Source organism: Burkholderia dolosa (assembly GCF_902499135.1).
Classification (GTDB): Bacteria; Pseudomonadota; Gammaproteobacteria; order Burkholderiales; family Burkholderiaceae; genus Burkholderia; species Burkholderia dolosa.
In genome coordinates this window covers 24,961-39,045 of sequence record NZ_CABVPR010000055.1, presented here as the reverse complement: position 1 = coordinate 39,045, position 14,085 = coordinate 24,961, and the positions used below count along the sequence as shown (strand labels likewise).

Genomic DNA, 14,085 nt, shown 5'->3' with positions numbered 1-14,085 from the left:
TTTTCTTCTTCATTGGCATATCCATGACTTTTACACCTCATGATATGCCCCGCCCACGAAATCACGGATAGGCCCGCACGCAGTGAACGACGCGGCCGTCCCCGCGTGGAAGCCCGCTCGGTGGTGAATGCCGTTCTGTGGGTGTTGTCGACCGGCGAGGGCTGGTCGAAGCTGCCGGGACGCTATCCGTCGCCGCCGACCTGCCGTCGCCGGTTCGACGAATGGCAGGCTGACGGCACGCTCGCCGAAATCGTCAAGCGACTCGGCACCAGCGGCCGGCAGATTTCGCTGCGCGGACGCATCGGCGCAAGTGCGGCCAAGCCGCCCGCGCCGCCGAGCCGCGACCGGCTGCGCGGCGCGTTCTGGACCAATCCGGAATCCTGGCGCGCGCCCGTCAAGATGGCGTAACGCATGCTCGATCGGGCGGCTTCGGCCGCCCGATTCGTTTCTACGCGTCGGCTGCATCGGCAGCGGCATTGCCGTCGATTTCCTTCGTCGAATCGCCGTGGTTGGGCAGCGATACATCTATTTACCAATATTTACAGCAAGTCCTGACTCCCCCGCTTACCTTAGCGACATATCAACGGGCCGCATCGACGGCTTGAAGGGAGTCCCGCCATGAGACCAATGTCACTGCTCGTCGCATGCGGCATTGTCGTTTCGTTGGCGCTCACCGGCCCTGCGCACGCAGACGAACGCGCGAAGCCGCCGCACCGGCAGCAGGATCACCGCAATACGCTACGCCAGCCGCCGCCCTCCGCGCCGCCCAATCGACAAACCGTGCCTCGCGGCGACCTGCGAGGCGACATCGCGAGCAATGCGCGCGCACGCATCGGCTCGCAGCCGTCCTATATGCCGCGCCATCCATGATCGGCGCGCCGCGCGCATTTCCCACGAAAATTCCCCGAACGGGGAACTGATGGATATACGGCGAGTCACATCGTTGCCATGAGCACAGCGTGGCAGCAGCAAAAAGTATCCGGTACGCCCGTATCCTCGCGATACGGGCTTTTTTTGTGCCGTTGCCTGCGCGGCTCGGCGACAGGGACGCGCGTTCGCCGCGACGCTACAGACGGCTTTCGAGGATCGCGACGGCGCTCGCTTCGCTCAACGCGTAGTCGTTCATGCGGCGATCGGTCCAGGAGGGTAGTTTTTCGTCGCGCTCGAGGCGCGCAAATTCCGCTCGACCGCTGTCGGTCAGCACGGCGATGTCGACCGGAGCATGAAAGCCCGGTGCGGGAGCAACGGTCTTCTGCCTGACCGTGTCCATCAGCCCGAGCGACCGGAGATACTCGAACACGCCTGGGCGACGTGCCCACGGTACCTGGCGGTACTGCACTCGTCTCAATGCGTCGAGCACCGCTTCGTTGGAATACGTGGCCATCTCGATTCTTTCTTAAAGTGCAGCGACAATGCGAAGCGGTGTGCCGGACGGGGTCTCCGCCCGCCGATACCGCCACCGGTTCTGGAGGCCGACGTCCGGACGTCGCACGAGGGTCGGATCGTCAGCCGTCCATAAAAAGACACCATACCCCAATCAAATTGATTCTGTTCGATTCATTTGTACTTCTCTTCATCTGTTTCATGCTCTGCCGCAAGCAACGGCGCTTCATCGCGATTGCCGCCGTCGCGCTGTTCTGGCTGCTGTCGGCCGGCTGGCTCGCGGCGCCGCTGATTGCGTGGGCCGAGGCTGGCGTCACGCCGGTCGAACGTCCGGAGATGCGCGGGCAGACCACGCTGATCCTGATCGGCGCCGGCACACATCGGACCGGCACCGGGCTGCAGCCGCCGCCCGACGGCAACGCACGCATCGTCAAAATCGCCGCGCTCTATCGAGCTTGCCGGCAACGAGCCGCACACTGCACCGTCGTGATGTCGGGCGGCGACCCTCAGCATCACGGCGAAACCGAGGCAGCCGTGTACGGTCGCCAGCTCGTCGCCGAAGGCATCGCGCCCGCCGACCTCGTTCTCGAGCCGAACAGCCGTACGACCTACGAAAACGCGAAGTTCACGGCGTCTATACTACGCTCTCGACATGACGACGCGCGCATTCTCGTTACGTCCTCCTACCAGATGCGTCGCGCGCTGCTCGATTTCCGCCGTTTCGGCATCGATCCGCAGCCTGTCTACGCGAACCGCCGGACCCCGCGAACAGGTTGGCTGCCGCGCTGGCGCAACCTGGTCAATGCCGACCAGGCGCTTCATGAATTGATCGGCATTGCGCAATTTCATGTGTACCGGCGGCTGGGGTGGTTCTGACCGCTCCGCGAAAACCGCGATCGGCGCGCTGCGCCGCTGCAAATGGCACGCGCATGACGAAATGCAGCAAGTGTTGCGCGACTTCAACGCGGGCTTGCGCTGCGCGGCGATCCGGTGCACATTGATCCGTCACTTTTGTTACACTCGACACGCACTCGATTGCAGTCGCCAGACACAACGGCAAACTCGGGTTCATCACCACTTAGCGGAGGTAAAGCAATGAAGAAGACGTCCCTGGCTATCCTGGTTGCGATGTCGGCGCTGACTGGCGCAGCGTATGCGCAAGAGAGCACGGAGATCAAGACCATCACCGATCCGGCCAAGATTGCCGAGATCGAACAGCGTGCACAGGCGCTGCAACAGCAGCAAGCAGCGGAAGCTGCGCAGCCGGCGGCGCATGAAGAGCACCACGGCAAGAAGGCTCACCACAAGGCAGCGAAGAAGGCAGGCAAGAAGGCCGCCAAGGCCGCGCCGGCGGAAGCAGCCAGCCAGTAAGTTCGGCGGCACCGCATAAGCAAAAAGCCGAATCCGGGCAACCGGGTTCGGCTTTTTTGATTGCGGTGCCGACGCTGTGCTAAAGTCGCGCACCGAAATTTTCCACCCGTGCGCACCCCGGTGCGGAGGACAGCATGAGCAACATTCAACTCGATATCGAGTGGACCGAAGCCGCCACTCGCAAGATCAAGCAACTGATGCCGCGCGGCTCGGACGACGCCTTTCTCGCGCTGCCGCCGATCGAGTGCCTGCCGATGGAGGGCGACGTGCTTTTTCTCGGTCCGCAAGGCAAGCAGCAGCCGTTCATCGTCGCCGAACGTCAGTATCATCACGACGGCGACGCCGACTGGACGATCATCCTGATCCTCGACGTGCCGAACGCGTCGCACTGACGCGACGTCGCGGCCGGATAGACATCCGGCCGCATGCTCAGACGAGCTTCGACAACACGCGGACCTCGGAACGCTCGATCCAGTCCGCCGCCGCCTCACGATAAGCGACGATATGGGCGGAGCGCGCATGCGCGGCCAGCGCCTCCTCGCTCTCCCATCGCTCGATGAATACGAACCGCTCCGGCTCCTTCAAGTCGCGATGCAGGTCGTACTGCAGCGCGCCTTGCTCGTTGCGAGTCGGCTCCACGATGCCTTCCAGCACCGTGCGCAGCTTCTCCTCCGCGCCCGGCTTCGCGACGATCAGTGCAACGACCGCGATTTCCGCCATTCCGTACTCCTTGATCCGAAAAGTCACGAGAATACGCGAATCCCGGATACGCGGTAACGATGCGCCGCCGCACGCCGTCCCGCAAAAAAATAGCCCGCGCTTCAGAGAAGCGCGGGCAAAACCGTCGCCCTACGAGGATAGGCGACGGGGCCATCGGGATCCGCGCGCTGGCGCGGATCGTCATCGGTTGTCCCGGCGCTCGCCGCACCGGCATTTGAATACGTCGATACCGTTGATTGCGCGCTCGTCGCGCACCCGTTATCTGACGTCACCTCCCTGTTCAACGATTCCCACCTATAAAGCAGTTTGCGTGCCAGTCGAAAGAAAAACGACATCGCATTGATTTGCAAAGAGATTTTTTTCGGTCACGCCGCTGTAACACGGGTTCTACCGCCGTAACACGCGGACGTTACGTAACGTCACGACGTGCATCGAAGCGCCGACGACACATGCCGACGCCGGCGCCGGAAATGAAAAAAGCCCGCCGGAAGGCGGGCTTTTCGCGGGCTCGAAAACGTCGGAGGCTCAGCGCAGCTGATTCACGAGCAGCCCCATGATCTGTCGCGCCGGCGACGACGTGTCGATCGCACCGGACTCGTCGACGACCGCGACGCGCGTCTCGTCGGGCGTCAGCGCCTTCACGTTGACGCGGTACTGCTTCGCCTGCTTCTCCTTCTTGCCGTGGAACAGCTGGCTCCAGAAGCCCTGCTCGGCCGAGCTCAGATCCTTCGGATCGACGTAGCGGACGAAATACAGACCCTTCGTGCGATCGCGATCGTCGACGGTGAAGTTCGCGCGATCGAGCGCAAGGCCGACGTGCAGCCACGAGCGGTCGTACGGTTCGGCGAGCGTGACTTCGGACGGCACTGAGCCCGAGTCCGCTGCGTCGCTCCCTTGCGACGACGTGCGCGCAACGTTCTGCGCAGCGATCGCCGCAGCCGCTTTCGACGACGCGTCCTTGTCGGTTTTTTTGTCCTTCGGCACGGCGTTGTCGTTAATGTTGGCGATCGGCGGCTCGCCGTTCTTCGCACGCTGCTCGTTCTGTGCGAGCACGGCCATCAGCCGCTTCAGGTACTCGGTCTCGAGCCCCGGATCGTTCGGCTTCGGCTCCCACTTGCTCGAATCGTTGTTCGCGCCGGTGAGCGCTTCACGCATGCCCTTCTGGCTGATGAATACGTAGGTGCCGCCGTTCGGCGCTGCGTCGAGACGCGTGCGGTACTTGTTGCGCTCCGCCGTCACATACGAATTGCCCATCGCCTTCGAGATGACGCTGCGGATCAGGCCGTCGTTGATCTGCGGATGGGTTTCGTTCCAGTCGGTTTCCATCACGCCCTTGTCGCGCTGGTCGACGACGAGCAGGAAGCCCTGCTCCTGCCAGAACCGGCGCACCTGCGGCCAGATCTCGGCCGGCTTCTTGCCGTCGATCACGAGCCAGCTTTCGGTGCCGTCACGCTGGATGTGCATGCCGGGCACGGCCGGCGTGACGGTGTCCGCTGCAGGCGCGGCCTGCTGGACCTGTTGAAGCGCAGACAGGGAAGTCGCGCCGCCCTGCGGCGGCAGCGAACGCTGATCGGCCGTCTCGTCGAGCATGTTGGGCGGCACTGCGAGCGACGCTTCCTTCGATTTCGAGTCGCTCTTGTAGTCCACTTTCGTGGGCGACGACGTACCGCAGCCGGCGACCAGCGCGCCGGTTGCAAGCACTGCAGCGAACCGCATGGTAAGACGAAGATCAGTCATGTTCGGGGAATCCTCTTCCGCTAAATCACGGCGCTTTCCGTGGATCAACCGTGCATTTTACCGGGGCCGCGCCGCGATGTGCAAAAAAGCGACGGGCAAGAAAAAACCCGCGCCAGCCTACGCCGACGCGGGTTCTTGTCTGGTCGGGGCGAGAGGATTTGAACCTCCGACCACCTGCACCCCATGCAGGTACGCTACCAGGCTGCGCTACGCCCCGAAAGAAAAAAAGTATAACAGACAGTTCTTCGATTTAGAACGGGTCGCATGCGCTTTGTGCGCATTCTTGTGAAATATTTTGGCGAGGCGGCGACGTTTCCAACGCACTCGACGTCGCCGCAGCGACGCTCTTCGCTGCGCCACGCTGAGCGCACGAAGTACGATCCCGGGCACGGACGCGAAACCAAACAACCGTTTGATCCGAGCATCCTGCCGCTGCGAATCCGTTGTCCCGCCATTCTTCCAGCCGCGTCGCGCCCGCCCCCGCTGTTTGGTGACGCCGCTCTAGCGCGCTATGACACACTGCACGGCATCGACGCCCGCGCTGTGCACTCGCGCGGCCGTCGATCATGACAAGACAGGGAGACAGACGATGCGACATGCGGTCCGGCGCGGCCACCGCTCGCCTTTGGCGTTTTTCCACTCGATTCGCAGCCTGCGGCGCGCGGCCGCCTCGCTATCGCACGCGGCATCCGGCGCGCTCGGCTGCGGTGCGCTCGCAGTCGCGCTTTCCTGTGCCGGCTGCGCGGAACCGTCCACGCAACGCGACGGCAACGCATCGGTCGCGACGACGAAAATCGAACGCGCGAAAGCGGAGCGCCTCGCTCGCGAACGGCAAATTGCGCGCACCGTGCCGTCGCTCGCGTCGATCCGTCTCACTCAGCCGCGTCCGTTCACGTTGCGCGACTCGGGGCAAAACGGCGCGATGACCTTCCTGCGCGACGTCGATTTCCGCATCGTCAACAACCTCGGCTTCTTCATTCATCAACTGTCCGCGACGCTCGTGCCGAGCCAGCCGGGCGCACCGATCGTCTTCGACGATCCGACGAGCTTCGAGATCGACGTGCACGAAGGGACGGTCACGCTCGACGACGCGAAGCTGACCGCCCTCTTCAACACCTACATCTTCGGGTACCGCAACGCGCCGCTGCGCCGGCTTGCCGTGTCGGCCGGCGACGGCGTGATCCATCTGCGAGGAGAAATGCAGCGCGACGGCTGGGTGCCGTTCTCGCTGACCGGCACGCTCGCGATCCGCGACGGCAACCAGCTGGTTTTCCACCCGACCGGCGTGCGCGTATCGGGCCTCGACGCACAGCCCGTGATGCGCGCGGCCAATGTGAAGATGGCCGATCTGCTGCGGATCGAGACGCCGATCGCGCGGCTCGTCGGCGACGATCTCATGATGTCGGTCGACAAGCTGATGCCGCCGCCGCGCCTGAAGATCGCGATCGCCGCGCTGCGCGTGACGCCGGCCGGCCTCGACCTGACGCTCGACGACGGCACGCGCGCCGGCTTCGCGATGCCCGCGAACGCGCCGCAGCAGGCGATGTACATCCGCGGCGGCGACGTGAAGTTCATGCGATCGATGCCGATGAACGCGGACATCCTGATCGGCCCCGTCGATTCGACGAAACGTGACGAGCGTTTCGTATTCGACCTGTACCACTACCGCGACCAGGTGTCGGCCGGCTATTTCAATTTCGACGAAAGCGGCGCGATGACGATCCGGATCCCGTCGTATGCGGGCCCGTCGAGCGGCGCGCCGCTGGGCAACGCGGCCGCGCGCCTGAACGACAGCTTCCTCGCCGCGCAGCAGAATGCGCTACGCGACGTACGGCAGCACTGGGAAGCGTACGCGCCCGCCGCCGACGCGGCCCGCCCCGGCATGCAGAAGGTCGCGCTGCGCCGCTCGTCGGCTACGCCGTTCGACGAACGCCATGTGTCGAACCGCAACCCGACGATTCATCTGCGCAACGTCGACTTCAACCTGTCCGGCGACATCGGCTTCCATGTCGAGGATCTCGATGTGCAGCTCGTCGCGAAACAGCCCGGAGAACCCGTCGACCTCGACGATCCGAACCAGTACGACATCCGCATTCTCGGCGGTACGGTCGTCGAGTCGTGGAAAGCGATGTCGGCGCTCTTCAACGACTATCTGCTCGACTACTCGCCGCGCTCGTTGAACGGCCTGCAGTTGACTGCGGACGGCGACGACTTGCGCGTGCGCGGCGGCATCAAGCTGTGGAACCACGTGCCCGGCGTATGGCTGCCGACGGACATGAAGGGCTCGCTATCGGTGCTCGACGATCGACATCTCGCGTTCAAGCCGTCCGAGGTATCGGTGCTCGGCATCCCGCAGGCGAAGCTGCTGCGTTCGCTCGGCATCGAGCTTTCGTCGCTGACGCCGCTGCAGCGGCGCGGCGCGGAGCTGCGCGGCGACACGCTCGTGCTCGACCAGTACACCGTGTTCCCGCCGCCGGTGCTGAACGGCAAGCTCGCGCACGCGACGGTCGAACGCGACGGATTGCGCCTCACGTTCCGGCGCGTCGCCGACGCACCCGTGCCGAAACGACCGCAGATCGACGCGCCGAGCTACATGTGGATGGAAGGCGGCGACATGAAGATGTTCAACGTGCTCGAACTGAACGTGCGCGCGCTGATCCGGAATTCGGCCGATGCAGGCCCGATGCGCTTCGACCTGTACGACTACCGGCGCCAGGTCGCACAGGGCTCGGTGCGGATGCTGCCGGACGGCACGCTCGTCGTCGACATCGGGCAAAAGAATCCGCTCGCGTCGCGCTGATGCGCACAAAGCCGATGCACCCGAAAAAAAGCCCGATCGCGCACGTCGATCGGGCTCTCATAGGCAGGCGCTTCGCGCTCAATCGTGCTTCAGTCCTTCGATCACGTCGAGCAGTGCCTGACGCAACGCAACGACGTCGACGGCCGCGCCCGGCTTGCCCGATGCGCGCACGTCGGTGGCCGGCGTCTCGCTGCCGGCCGGCGCCGCCGCGCCGCGCTCGCCGCCCGGCGAATCGAGCCGGTTGCGCGCGCCGTTGATCGTGAATCCCTGCTCGTACAGCAACTCGCGAATCCGCCGGATCAGCAGCACTTCGTGATGCTGGTAATACCGGCGATTGCCGCGCCGCTTCACCGGTCGCAACTGCGTGAACTCTTGTTCCCAGTATCGCAGTACATGCGGTTTGACCCCGCACAGCTCGCTGACTTCACCGATCGTGAAGTAGCGCTTCGCGGGAATCGGAGGCAAGACGACTTTCTCAACCGTAGTGGTCATCGTCGGTTAACCGTCGGTAAAGGGTGCACAGCGACCGCGCTGCGGCGGCAATCGAGCGGCGTTACTCGGCGCCGTTCTCGACCAGCGCCTTCAGCTTCTGGCTCGCGTGGAAGGTTACCACCCGGCGGGCCGCGATCGGAATCGCCTCGCCCGTCTTCGGATTGCGGCCGGGCCGCTGTGGCTTGTCGCGCAACTGGAAGTTGCCGAAGCCCGACAGCTTGACGCTTTCGCCGTTTTCGAGCGCGTCGCGGATCACTTCGAAAAACGCCTCGACCATGTCCTTCGCTTCACGCTTGTTCAGCCCGACGCTGTCGAACAGCAGCTCCGCCAGTTCCGCCTTCGTCAGCGTGGGCGTCTCGGTGGACGCCGGCGCCGAAGCGTCGCGGTTCATGGCGCTGCGCTGCGCCGTCAGGAGGGCTTCGAATTCACTCGAGGTCATGTCGTTCATATCTGCCATACAGCGCGTTAAACCAAAACTTACGATGGGGAAAAGCCGCCCGCGAACCGGGCGGCTTCTCTCCTCAGCCTCGCAGGCGCGCACCGGCGCGAGCCATCCGCTCGACCAGCGTCTGGATCGCTCGATCGACGACCTCGTCCTGTAGCGTGCCAGCCGTGTCCTGCAGCGTCACGCGGAAAGCAAGGCTTTTCTCGTGCGCGCCAAGACCGCCGGAAGTATTTGATTTTGCACGAAATTCGTCGAAGAGTACAACCTTCTGAACGAATCGGCATGCGTCGTCTGCAAGCGCCTTCTTCATTTCGTCGAAAAGTGCCTGAACCTCGACCGCCTGGTCGACGACGACGGCGATGTCGCGCCGCACCGGCGGGAATTTCGACACGTCGGTCGGCGCCGGCAGCGCGCGCGCGATCAGCGCGTCCGCGTCGATCTCGAACATCACCGGCGCGTGCGGCAGCTCGTACTTCTGCATCAGACGCGGGTGCAGCTCGCCGATCCAGCCGACCGCGCGACCGTCGACTTCGATGCGCGCGCTGCGCCCCGGATGGAGGGCCGGATGCTCGGCCTTCACGAAGCGCGCGACGGCCGGCGCGAGCAGCGCCTCGAGATCGCCCTTCACGTCGAAAAAGTCGACCGCGCGGGTCGCGACGCCCCACTGCTCTTCGACGGCCGGGCCGTACGCGAGCGCGCCGACCCGCTTCGGCTGCGCGTAGCCTTCGACGGTCAGTTCGCCGGCCTTCGCCGACGGATCGGCGAGAAACACGCGGCCGGTCTCGAACACGCGTACACGCTCCGCGCGGCGATTCAGGTTGTGGCGCAGCACCGCGATCAGGCTGCCGAACAGCGTGGTGCGCATCACCGACAGCTGGCTCGCGATCGGGTTCAGCAAGCGGATCGGAGCGTCGTTGCCGGCGAAATCGTGCTCCCATTCCGCATCGACGAAGCTGAAGTTCACCGTTTCCGCGTAGTCGCGCGCGGCGAGCGCATGGCGGATGTCGTGAATCGAGCGCTGCGTTTCGTTGGTCGCGCGCATCTCGCTCGTCGCGACCGGCGGACGCGCCGGAATCTTCTCGAAGCCGTAGATGCGCGCGACTTCTTCGATCAGATCCTCTTCGATCTCGATGTCGAAGCGATGCGACGGCGGCGTGACCGAGAACACGTCGCCGTCCTGCTCGAACGGCAGGCCGAGACGCGTGAAGATGCTCGCGATCTCGTCCGCGTCGATCTTCACGCCGATGATGCGGTTCGCGCGCGACACGCGCATCTTCACCGGCGCGCGCTGCGGCAGGTTCACCGCCTGATCGTCGACGGGGCCGGCCTTGCCGCCGCAGATGTCGAGAATCAGCTGCGTGATGCGTTCGACATGCTCGACCGTCGTCGCATAATCGACGCCGCGCTCGAAGCGATGAGCGGCGTCGGTCGAGAAGTTGTACTTGCGCGCGCGGCCGCGGATGCTGTCCGGCCACCAGAACGCGGCTTCCAGGTAGATGTTCGTCGTGTCGAGCGTGACGGCCGTGCTGTCGCCGCCCATGATGCCGGCGAGGCTCTCGACTTGCCGGTCGTCGGCAATCACGCCGACCGTCTCGTCGAGCTCGACCGTATTGCCGTTCAGCAGCTTCAGCGACTCGCCGCGCTTCGCCCAGCGCACTTCGATGCCACCGTGGATCTTGTCGAGATCGAACACGTGCGACGGGCGGCCGAGCTCGAACATCACGTAGTTCGAGATATCGACGAGCGCCGACACGCTGCGCTGGCCCGCTCGCTCGAGGCGCTCGACCATCCATTGCGGCGTCTTTGCGCGCGCATTCACGCCGCGGATCACGCGGCCCGAGAAGCGGCCGCAAAGATCGGGCGCGGCGATGCGCACCGGCAGCGTGTCGTCGAGTTCGACGCGCACCGGACGGATGTCGACCGGCGTCAGCGGCGCGCCGGTGATCGCGGCCGTCTCGCGCGCGATCCCGAATACCGACAGGCAATCGGCCTTGTTCGGCGTCAGCTTGATTTCGAAGATCGTGTCGTCGAGATTGAGCGTCTCGCGGATATCCTGGCCGACCGGCGTGTCTTCCGGCAGGATCAGCAGACCGCGGTGATCGTCGGACAGCTTCAGCTCGCGCGCCGAGCACAGCATCCCCTGACTCTCGACGCCGCGCAGCTTCGACAGCTTGATCGCGAACGGCTTGCCGCCCTCTTCGGCCGGCGGCAGCTCGGCGCCGACGAGCGCAACCGGCACCTTGATGCCGGGCGCCACGTTCGGCGCGCCGCACACGATGTTCAGCGTCGCGCCCGTGCCGGCGTCGACCTGGCAGACATTGAGCTTGTCGGCATCCGGATGCTTGACGACTTCGAGCACGCGGCCGACGACGATCTTCGACGTCGGCGGCGCAGCCTTGCTCAGCGATTCGACTTCGAGCCCCGCCATCGTCAGCGCGTGCGACAGTTCGTCGGTCGTCAGCTGCGGGTCGACGAAGGTTCTCAACCAGGATTCAGGGAATTGCATGGATGTCTACGTTCGAAACAGGTTAGATCGGCGCCCGGGCCGCGTCGGCAAGCGCGGGCAGATGTCGGCGCAGCGTGCAGGTCACGCGAACTGGCGCAGGAAGCGCAGATCGTTCTCGAAGAACAGCCGGAGATCCTGCACGCCGTAGCGCAGCATCGTCAGGCGCTCGAGGCCGCTGCCGAATGCGAAGCCGATGTAGCGCTCGGGATCGAGGCCCATGTTGCGGATCACGGTCGGATGCACCTGCCCCGAGCCGGAGATCTCGAGCCATTTGCCGGCGTTCTTGCCGTGCTCGAACATCATGTCGATCTCGGCCGACGGTTCCGTAAACGGGAAATACGACGGACGGAAGCGGACGAGGATGTCGTCGCGCTCGAAGAATTTCTTCAGGAAGTCGGTATAGACGCCTTTGAGGTCGGCGAAGCTGATGTTCTCGTCGATCCACAGCCCCTCGACCTGGTTGAACATCGGCGAGTGCGTCGCGTCGCTGTCGACGCGATACGTGCGGCCCGGCGCGATCACCTTGATCGGCGGACGGTTCATCCGCGCATAACGCACCTGCATCGGGCTCGTATGGGTGCGCAGCAGCAGCTGGCGGCCGTCGGCATCCTTGCCTTCGACGTAGAAGGTGTCCTGCATCGAACGCGCCGGATGATTCTCCGGACTGTTCAGCGACGTGAAGTTGTACCAGTCGGTCTCGATTTCGGGACCGTCGGCCACGTCGAAGCCGATCGAGCGGAAAATCTGTTCGACGCGCTCCCACGTGCGCATCACCGGGTGCAGGCTGCCGGTACCGGCGCCGCGGCCGGGCAGCGTGACGTCGATCGCCTCGGCGGCGAGGCGCTGGTTCAGCAACGCGTCGGCCAGTGCCTGACGACGCGAATTCAGTGCGGCTTCGACCTGCTGCTTCGCGACGTTGATCCGCGCGCCTTCGGTCTTGCGTGCTTCGGGATCGAGCTTGCCGAGGCCCTTCAGCAACTCGGTCAGCGCGCCCGACTTACCGAGAAAGCGCGCTTTCTCGTTTTCGAGCGTGGTGATGTCGGCAGCCCGTTCGAAGGACTGCTGCGCGTCGGCGACAATCTGGTCCAGATCCATAGATCCCATCATTTCCAACGTCATTCGGTCTTGGCGAGCGGAATCGCCCGGCCAACAAAAAACGGCCCCGCGCTCTGTTCGTTCGCTGCCCCCCGACGGGCGATCGGCCCGCTTGGGACGGCCCGACGAGGGCCGATAAAAAAGGGGCTCGGAAGAGCCCCGTTTTCGCTGCAGCGGCCGAGACTACCGGAACATCGCTGCAACTGACCACGCAGTGCTAATTTCGCAATTAGGCTGCAACGGCGGCTTTCACCTGCTTGACGATCGCAGCAAAAGCAGCCTTGTCGAACACCGCCATGTCGGCCAGCACCTTACGGTCGAGTTCGATCGACGCCTTCTTCAGGCCGCTGATGAACACGCTGTAGGTCATGTCGTGCTGGCGGACTGCCGCGTTGATACGCGTGATCCACAGTGCACGGAACACGCGCTTCTTGTTGCGGCGATCGCGGTACGCATACTGGCCTGCGCGCATCACCGCCTGCTTGGCGATGCGGTAGACGTTGTTGCGGCGGCCGCGATAACCCTTGGCCAGATTGATGATCTTCTTGTGACGGGCCCGTGCGGTTACCCCACGTTTGACTCGAGGCATGTTTCTCTCCTTTGAGTATCGATTGAGGGGTTACGCGAACGGGAGCATCGCGCGAACGGAGTTCAGATCGGAATCATGAACTGCCGTGGCGCCGCGCAGGTGACGCTTGTTCTTCGTGGTTTTCTTGGTCAGGATGTGGCGCTTGAAGGCTTGACCGCGCTTGACGGTGCCGCCCGGACGCACCACGAAGCGCTTTGCAGCGCTCTTCTTGGTCTTCATCTTAGGCATGACGAACAACTCCAGTTTATTTGATGGCGATGGGTGTGCGGTCGGCTTGCGCCCCTGACCCGCCCTTCGAAACCCAGTCCACTTGTGTACGACGAGCCGCTTGCGCAGCCGCCGTCGTCGTTGGCGCGCCGCCCGACCGGGCGACGCGCCGAACCACTGTCGAACCCGCGCGCACGCGCCGGCCCGTTACTTCTTTTTCTTCGGCGAAAGCACCATGATCATCTGGCGCCCTTCCATCTTCGGCATCTGTTCGACCTGGCCGACTTCCTCCAGATCCGTACGAAGACGCTCGAGCATCCGCATGCCGATTTCCTGGTGAGCCATTTCGCGGCCGCGAAAACGCAACGTGATCTTCGTCTTGTCGCCCTCTTCGAGGAAGCGCACGAGATTGCGAAGCTTGACGTTGTAGTCACCGTCATCGGTACCCGGCCGGAACTTGACTTCCTTGACCTGGATGACCTTCTGCTTCAGCTTCGCCTCATGCTGCTTCTTGGACTCCTGATACTTGAACTTGCCGTAGTCCATCAGACGGCATACCGGCGGAACGGCCTGCGGCGCGATTTCCACCAGGTCAACATCCAGCTCTTCCGATTTACGGAAAGCATCAGCGAGTTTTACGATACCGAGCGGTTCGTTCTCGATCCCGACCAGACGCACTTCCGGCGCAGTGATTTCACCGTTGATGCGATGCGACGACTTATCAGTAGCGATGTTACGTT

At 64.0% G+C, this 14,085-nt stretch carries 16 protein-coding genes and 1 tRNA gene; 6 read left to right on the top strand and 11 right to left on the bottom strand.

Going from position 1 to position 14,085, the window contains the following annotated elements; all coding sequences use genetic code 11:
• Nucleotides 1–120 precede the first annotated feature (120 nt).
• Entirely contained in the window at nucleotides 121–408 is a 288-nt protein-coding gene (locus BUB20358_RS21560; RefSeq protein ID WP_006402070.1) for a transposase, read from the top strand.
• Nucleotides 409–618: 210 nt separating this feature from the next.
• Nucleotides 619–870, top strand: a complete 252-nt coding sequence (locus BUB20358_RS21555) for a hypothetical protein (protein WP_035972501.1) — start codon at nucleotides 619–621, stop codon at nucleotides 868–870.
• 196 nt (nucleotides 871–1,066) lie between these two features.
• Here BUB20358_RS21555 and BUB20358_RS21550 read toward each other — a convergent pair whose 3' ends face one another.
• Complete coding sequence (locus BUB20358_RS21550; RefSeq protein WP_035972506.1) at nucleotides 1,067–1,384, bottom strand: hypothetical protein; 318 nt, start codon at nucleotides 1,382–1,384, stop codon at nucleotides 1,067–1,069.
• Nucleotides 1,385–1,542: 158 nt separating this feature from the next.
• On the opposite strand from BUB20358_RS21550, the gene BUB20358_RS21545 reads away from it, so the two are divergent.
• The 3 genes from BUB20358_RS21545 (at nucleotide 1,543) to BUB20358_RS21535 (ending at nucleotide 3,146) form a co-directional block, all read left to right on the top strand.
• Nucleotides 1,543–2,259: a YdcF family protein gene (locus tag BUB20358_RS21545; protein ID WP_035972508.1), complete on the top strand. Its 717-nt coding sequence runs from the start codon at nucleotides 1,543–1,545 to the stop codon at nucleotides 2,257–2,259.
• A gap of 219 nt (nucleotides 2,260–2,478) precedes the next feature.
• Nucleotides 2,479–2,754, top strand: a complete 276-nt coding sequence (locus BUB20358_RS21540) for a hypothetical protein (RefSeq protein WP_035972511.1) — start codon at nucleotides 2,479–2,481, stop codon at nucleotides 2,752–2,754.
• A gap of 134 nt (nucleotides 2,755–2,888) precedes the next feature.
• Nucleotides 2,889–3,146 (top strand): hypothetical protein, encoded by a 258-nt coding sequence (locus BUB20358_RS21535; protein ID WP_004191628.1) that lies wholly within the window; start codon nucleotides 2,889–2,891, stop codon nucleotides 3,144–3,146.
• 37 nt (nucleotides 3,147–3,183) lie between these two features.
• On the opposite strand, the gene BUB20358_RS21530 is transcribed toward BUB20358_RS21535, so the two are convergent.
• The 3 genes from BUB20358_RS21530 to BUB20358_RS21520 all read right to left on the bottom strand — a co-directional run bounded on the left by BUB20358_RS21530 (nucleotide 3,184) and on the right by BUB20358_RS21520 (nucleotide 5,428).
• The gene (locus tag BUB20358_RS21530) at nucleotides 3,184–3,474 is read right to left on the bottom strand and encodes a putative quinol monooxygenase (protein WP_035972512.1); all 291 of its coding nucleotides are present in this window, start codon (nucleotides 3,472–3,474) and stop codon (nucleotides 3,184–3,186) included.
• A 525-nt stretch (nucleotides 3,475–3,999) separates the two neighbouring features.
• Nucleotides 4,000–5,211, bottom strand: coding sequence for an NlpB/DapX family lipoprotein (gene bamC / locus BUB20358_RS21525; RefSeq protein WP_006764501.1), 1,212 nt, complete (start codon nucleotides 5,209–5,211; stop codon nucleotides 4,000–4,002).
• A 140-nt stretch (nucleotides 5,212–5,351) separates the two neighbouring features.
• Nucleotides 5,352–5,428 (bottom strand) — tRNA-Pro (locus tag BUB20358_RS21520).
• Nucleotides 5,429–5,800: 372 nt separating this feature from the next.
• On the opposite strand from BUB20358_RS21520, the gene BUB20358_RS21515 reads away from it, so the two are divergent.
• The gene (locus tag BUB20358_RS21515) at nucleotides 5,801–8,011 is read left to right on the top strand and encodes a hypothetical protein (protein ID WP_035972513.1); all 2,211 of its coding nucleotides are present in this window, start codon (nucleotides 5,801–5,803) and stop codon (nucleotides 8,009–8,011) included.
• 78 nt (nucleotides 8,012–8,089) lie between these two features.
• On the opposite strand, the gene BUB20358_RS21510 is transcribed toward BUB20358_RS21515, so the two are convergent.
• The 7 genes from BUB20358_RS21510 to infC all read right to left on the bottom strand — a co-directional run bounded on the left by BUB20358_RS21510 (nucleotide 8,090) and on the right by infC (nucleotide 14,077).
• Complete coding sequence (locus BUB20358_RS21510) at nucleotides 8,090–8,503, bottom strand: MerR family transcriptional regulator (RefSeq protein ID WP_006764503.1); 414 nt, start codon at nucleotides 8,501–8,503, stop codon at nucleotides 8,090–8,092.
• Between the two features lie 61 nt (nucleotides 8,504–8,564).
• On the bottom strand, nucleotides 8,565–8,951 hold the full coding sequence (locus tag BUB20358_RS21505; RefSeq protein ID WP_006486093.1) for an integration host factor subunit alpha: 387 nt from the start codon (nucleotides 8,949–8,951) through the stop codon (nucleotides 8,565–8,567).
• Nucleotides 8,952–9,024: 73 nt separating this feature from the next.
• A complete protein-coding gene (pheT, locus tag BUB20358_RS21500) occupies nucleotides 9,025–11,454 on the bottom strand; it encodes a phenylalanine--tRNA ligase subunit beta (RefSeq protein WP_006764504.1) in 2,430 nt (809 codons plus the stop codon).
• Between the two features lie 81 nt (nucleotides 11,455–11,535).
• Nucleotides 11,536–12,549 (bottom strand): phenylalanine--tRNA ligase subunit alpha, encoded by a 1,014-nt coding sequence (gene pheS, locus BUB20358_RS21495; protein ID WP_035972514.1) that lies wholly within the window; start codon nucleotides 12,547–12,549, stop codon nucleotides 11,536–11,538.
• A gap of 229 nt (nucleotides 12,550–12,778) precedes the next feature.
• Complete coding sequence (rplT, locus tag BUB20358_RS21490; RefSeq protein ID WP_006764506.1) at nucleotides 12,779–13,138, bottom strand: 50S ribosomal protein L20; 360 nt, start codon at nucleotides 13,136–13,138, stop codon at nucleotides 12,779–12,781.
• Between the two features lie 30 nt (nucleotides 13,139–13,168).
• A complete protein-coding gene (rpmI, locus tag BUB20358_RS21485; protein WP_004191477.1) occupies nucleotides 13,169–13,366 on the bottom strand; it encodes a 50S ribosomal protein L35 in 198 nt (65 codons plus the stop codon).
• Nucleotides 13,367–13,552: 186 nt separating this feature from the next.
• Complete coding sequence (gene infC / locus BUB20358_RS21480) at nucleotides 13,553–14,077, bottom strand: translation initiation factor IF-3 (RefSeq protein ID WP_071734130.1); 525 nt, start codon at nucleotides 14,075–14,077, stop codon at nucleotides 13,553–13,555.
• Nucleotides 14,078–14,085: the final 8 nt, after the last annotated feature.

Excerpts from the sequence above, each read along its gene's own strand:
- BUB20358_RS21550 (WP_035972506.1), bottom strand. The coding sequence starts at position 1,384 with ATGGCCACGTATTCCAACGAAGCGGTGCTCGACGCATTGAGACGAGTG.
- BUB20358_RS21555 (WP_035972501.1), top strand. The coding sequence starts at position 619 with ATGAGACCAATGTCACTGCTCGTCGCATGCGGCATTGTCGTTTCGTTG.
- BUB20358_RS21530 (WP_035972512.1), bottom strand. The coding sequence starts at position 3,474 with ATGGCGGAAATCGCGGTCGTTGCACTGATCGTCGCGAAGCCGGGCGCG.
- BUB20358_RS21505 (WP_006486093.1), bottom strand. The coding sequence starts at position 8,951 with ATGAACGACATGACCTCGAGTGAATTCGAAGCCCTCCTGACGGCGCAG.
- pheT (WP_006764504.1), bottom strand. The coding sequence starts at position 11,454 with ATGCAATTCCCTGAATCCTGGTTGAGAACCTTCGTCGACCCGCAGCTG.
- rplT (WP_006764506.1), bottom strand. The coding sequence starts at position 13,138 with ATGCCTCGAGTCAAACGTGGGGTAACCGCACGGGCCCGTCACAAGAAG.
- rpmI (WP_004191477.1), bottom strand. The coding sequence starts at position 13,366 with ATGCCTAAGATGAAGACCAAGAAGAGCGCTGCAAAGCGCTTCGTGGTG.
- pheS (WP_035972514.1), bottom strand. The coding sequence starts at position 12,549 with ATGGATCTGGACCAGATTGTCGCCGACGCGCAGCAGTCCTTCGAACGG.
- BUB20358_RS21540 (WP_035972511.1), top strand. The coding sequence starts at position 2,479 with ATGAAGAAGACGTCCCTGGCTATCCTGGTTGCGATGTCGGCGCTGACT.
- bamC (WP_006764501.1), bottom strand. The coding sequence starts at position 5,211 with ATGACTGATCTTCGTCTTACCATGCGGTTCGCTGCAGTGCTTGCAACC.
- BUB20358_RS21535 (WP_004191628.1), top strand. The coding sequence starts at position 2,889 with ATGAGCAACATTCAACTCGATATCGAGTGGACCGAAGCCGCCACTCGC.
- BUB20358_RS21515 (WP_035972513.1), top strand. The coding sequence starts at position 5,801 with ATGCGACATGCGGTCCGGCGCGGCCACCGCTCGCCTTTGGCGTTTTTC.
- BUB20358_RS21510 (WP_006764503.1), bottom strand. The coding sequence starts at position 8,503 with ATGACCACTACGGTTGAGAAAGTCGTCTTGCCTCCGATTCCCGCGAAG.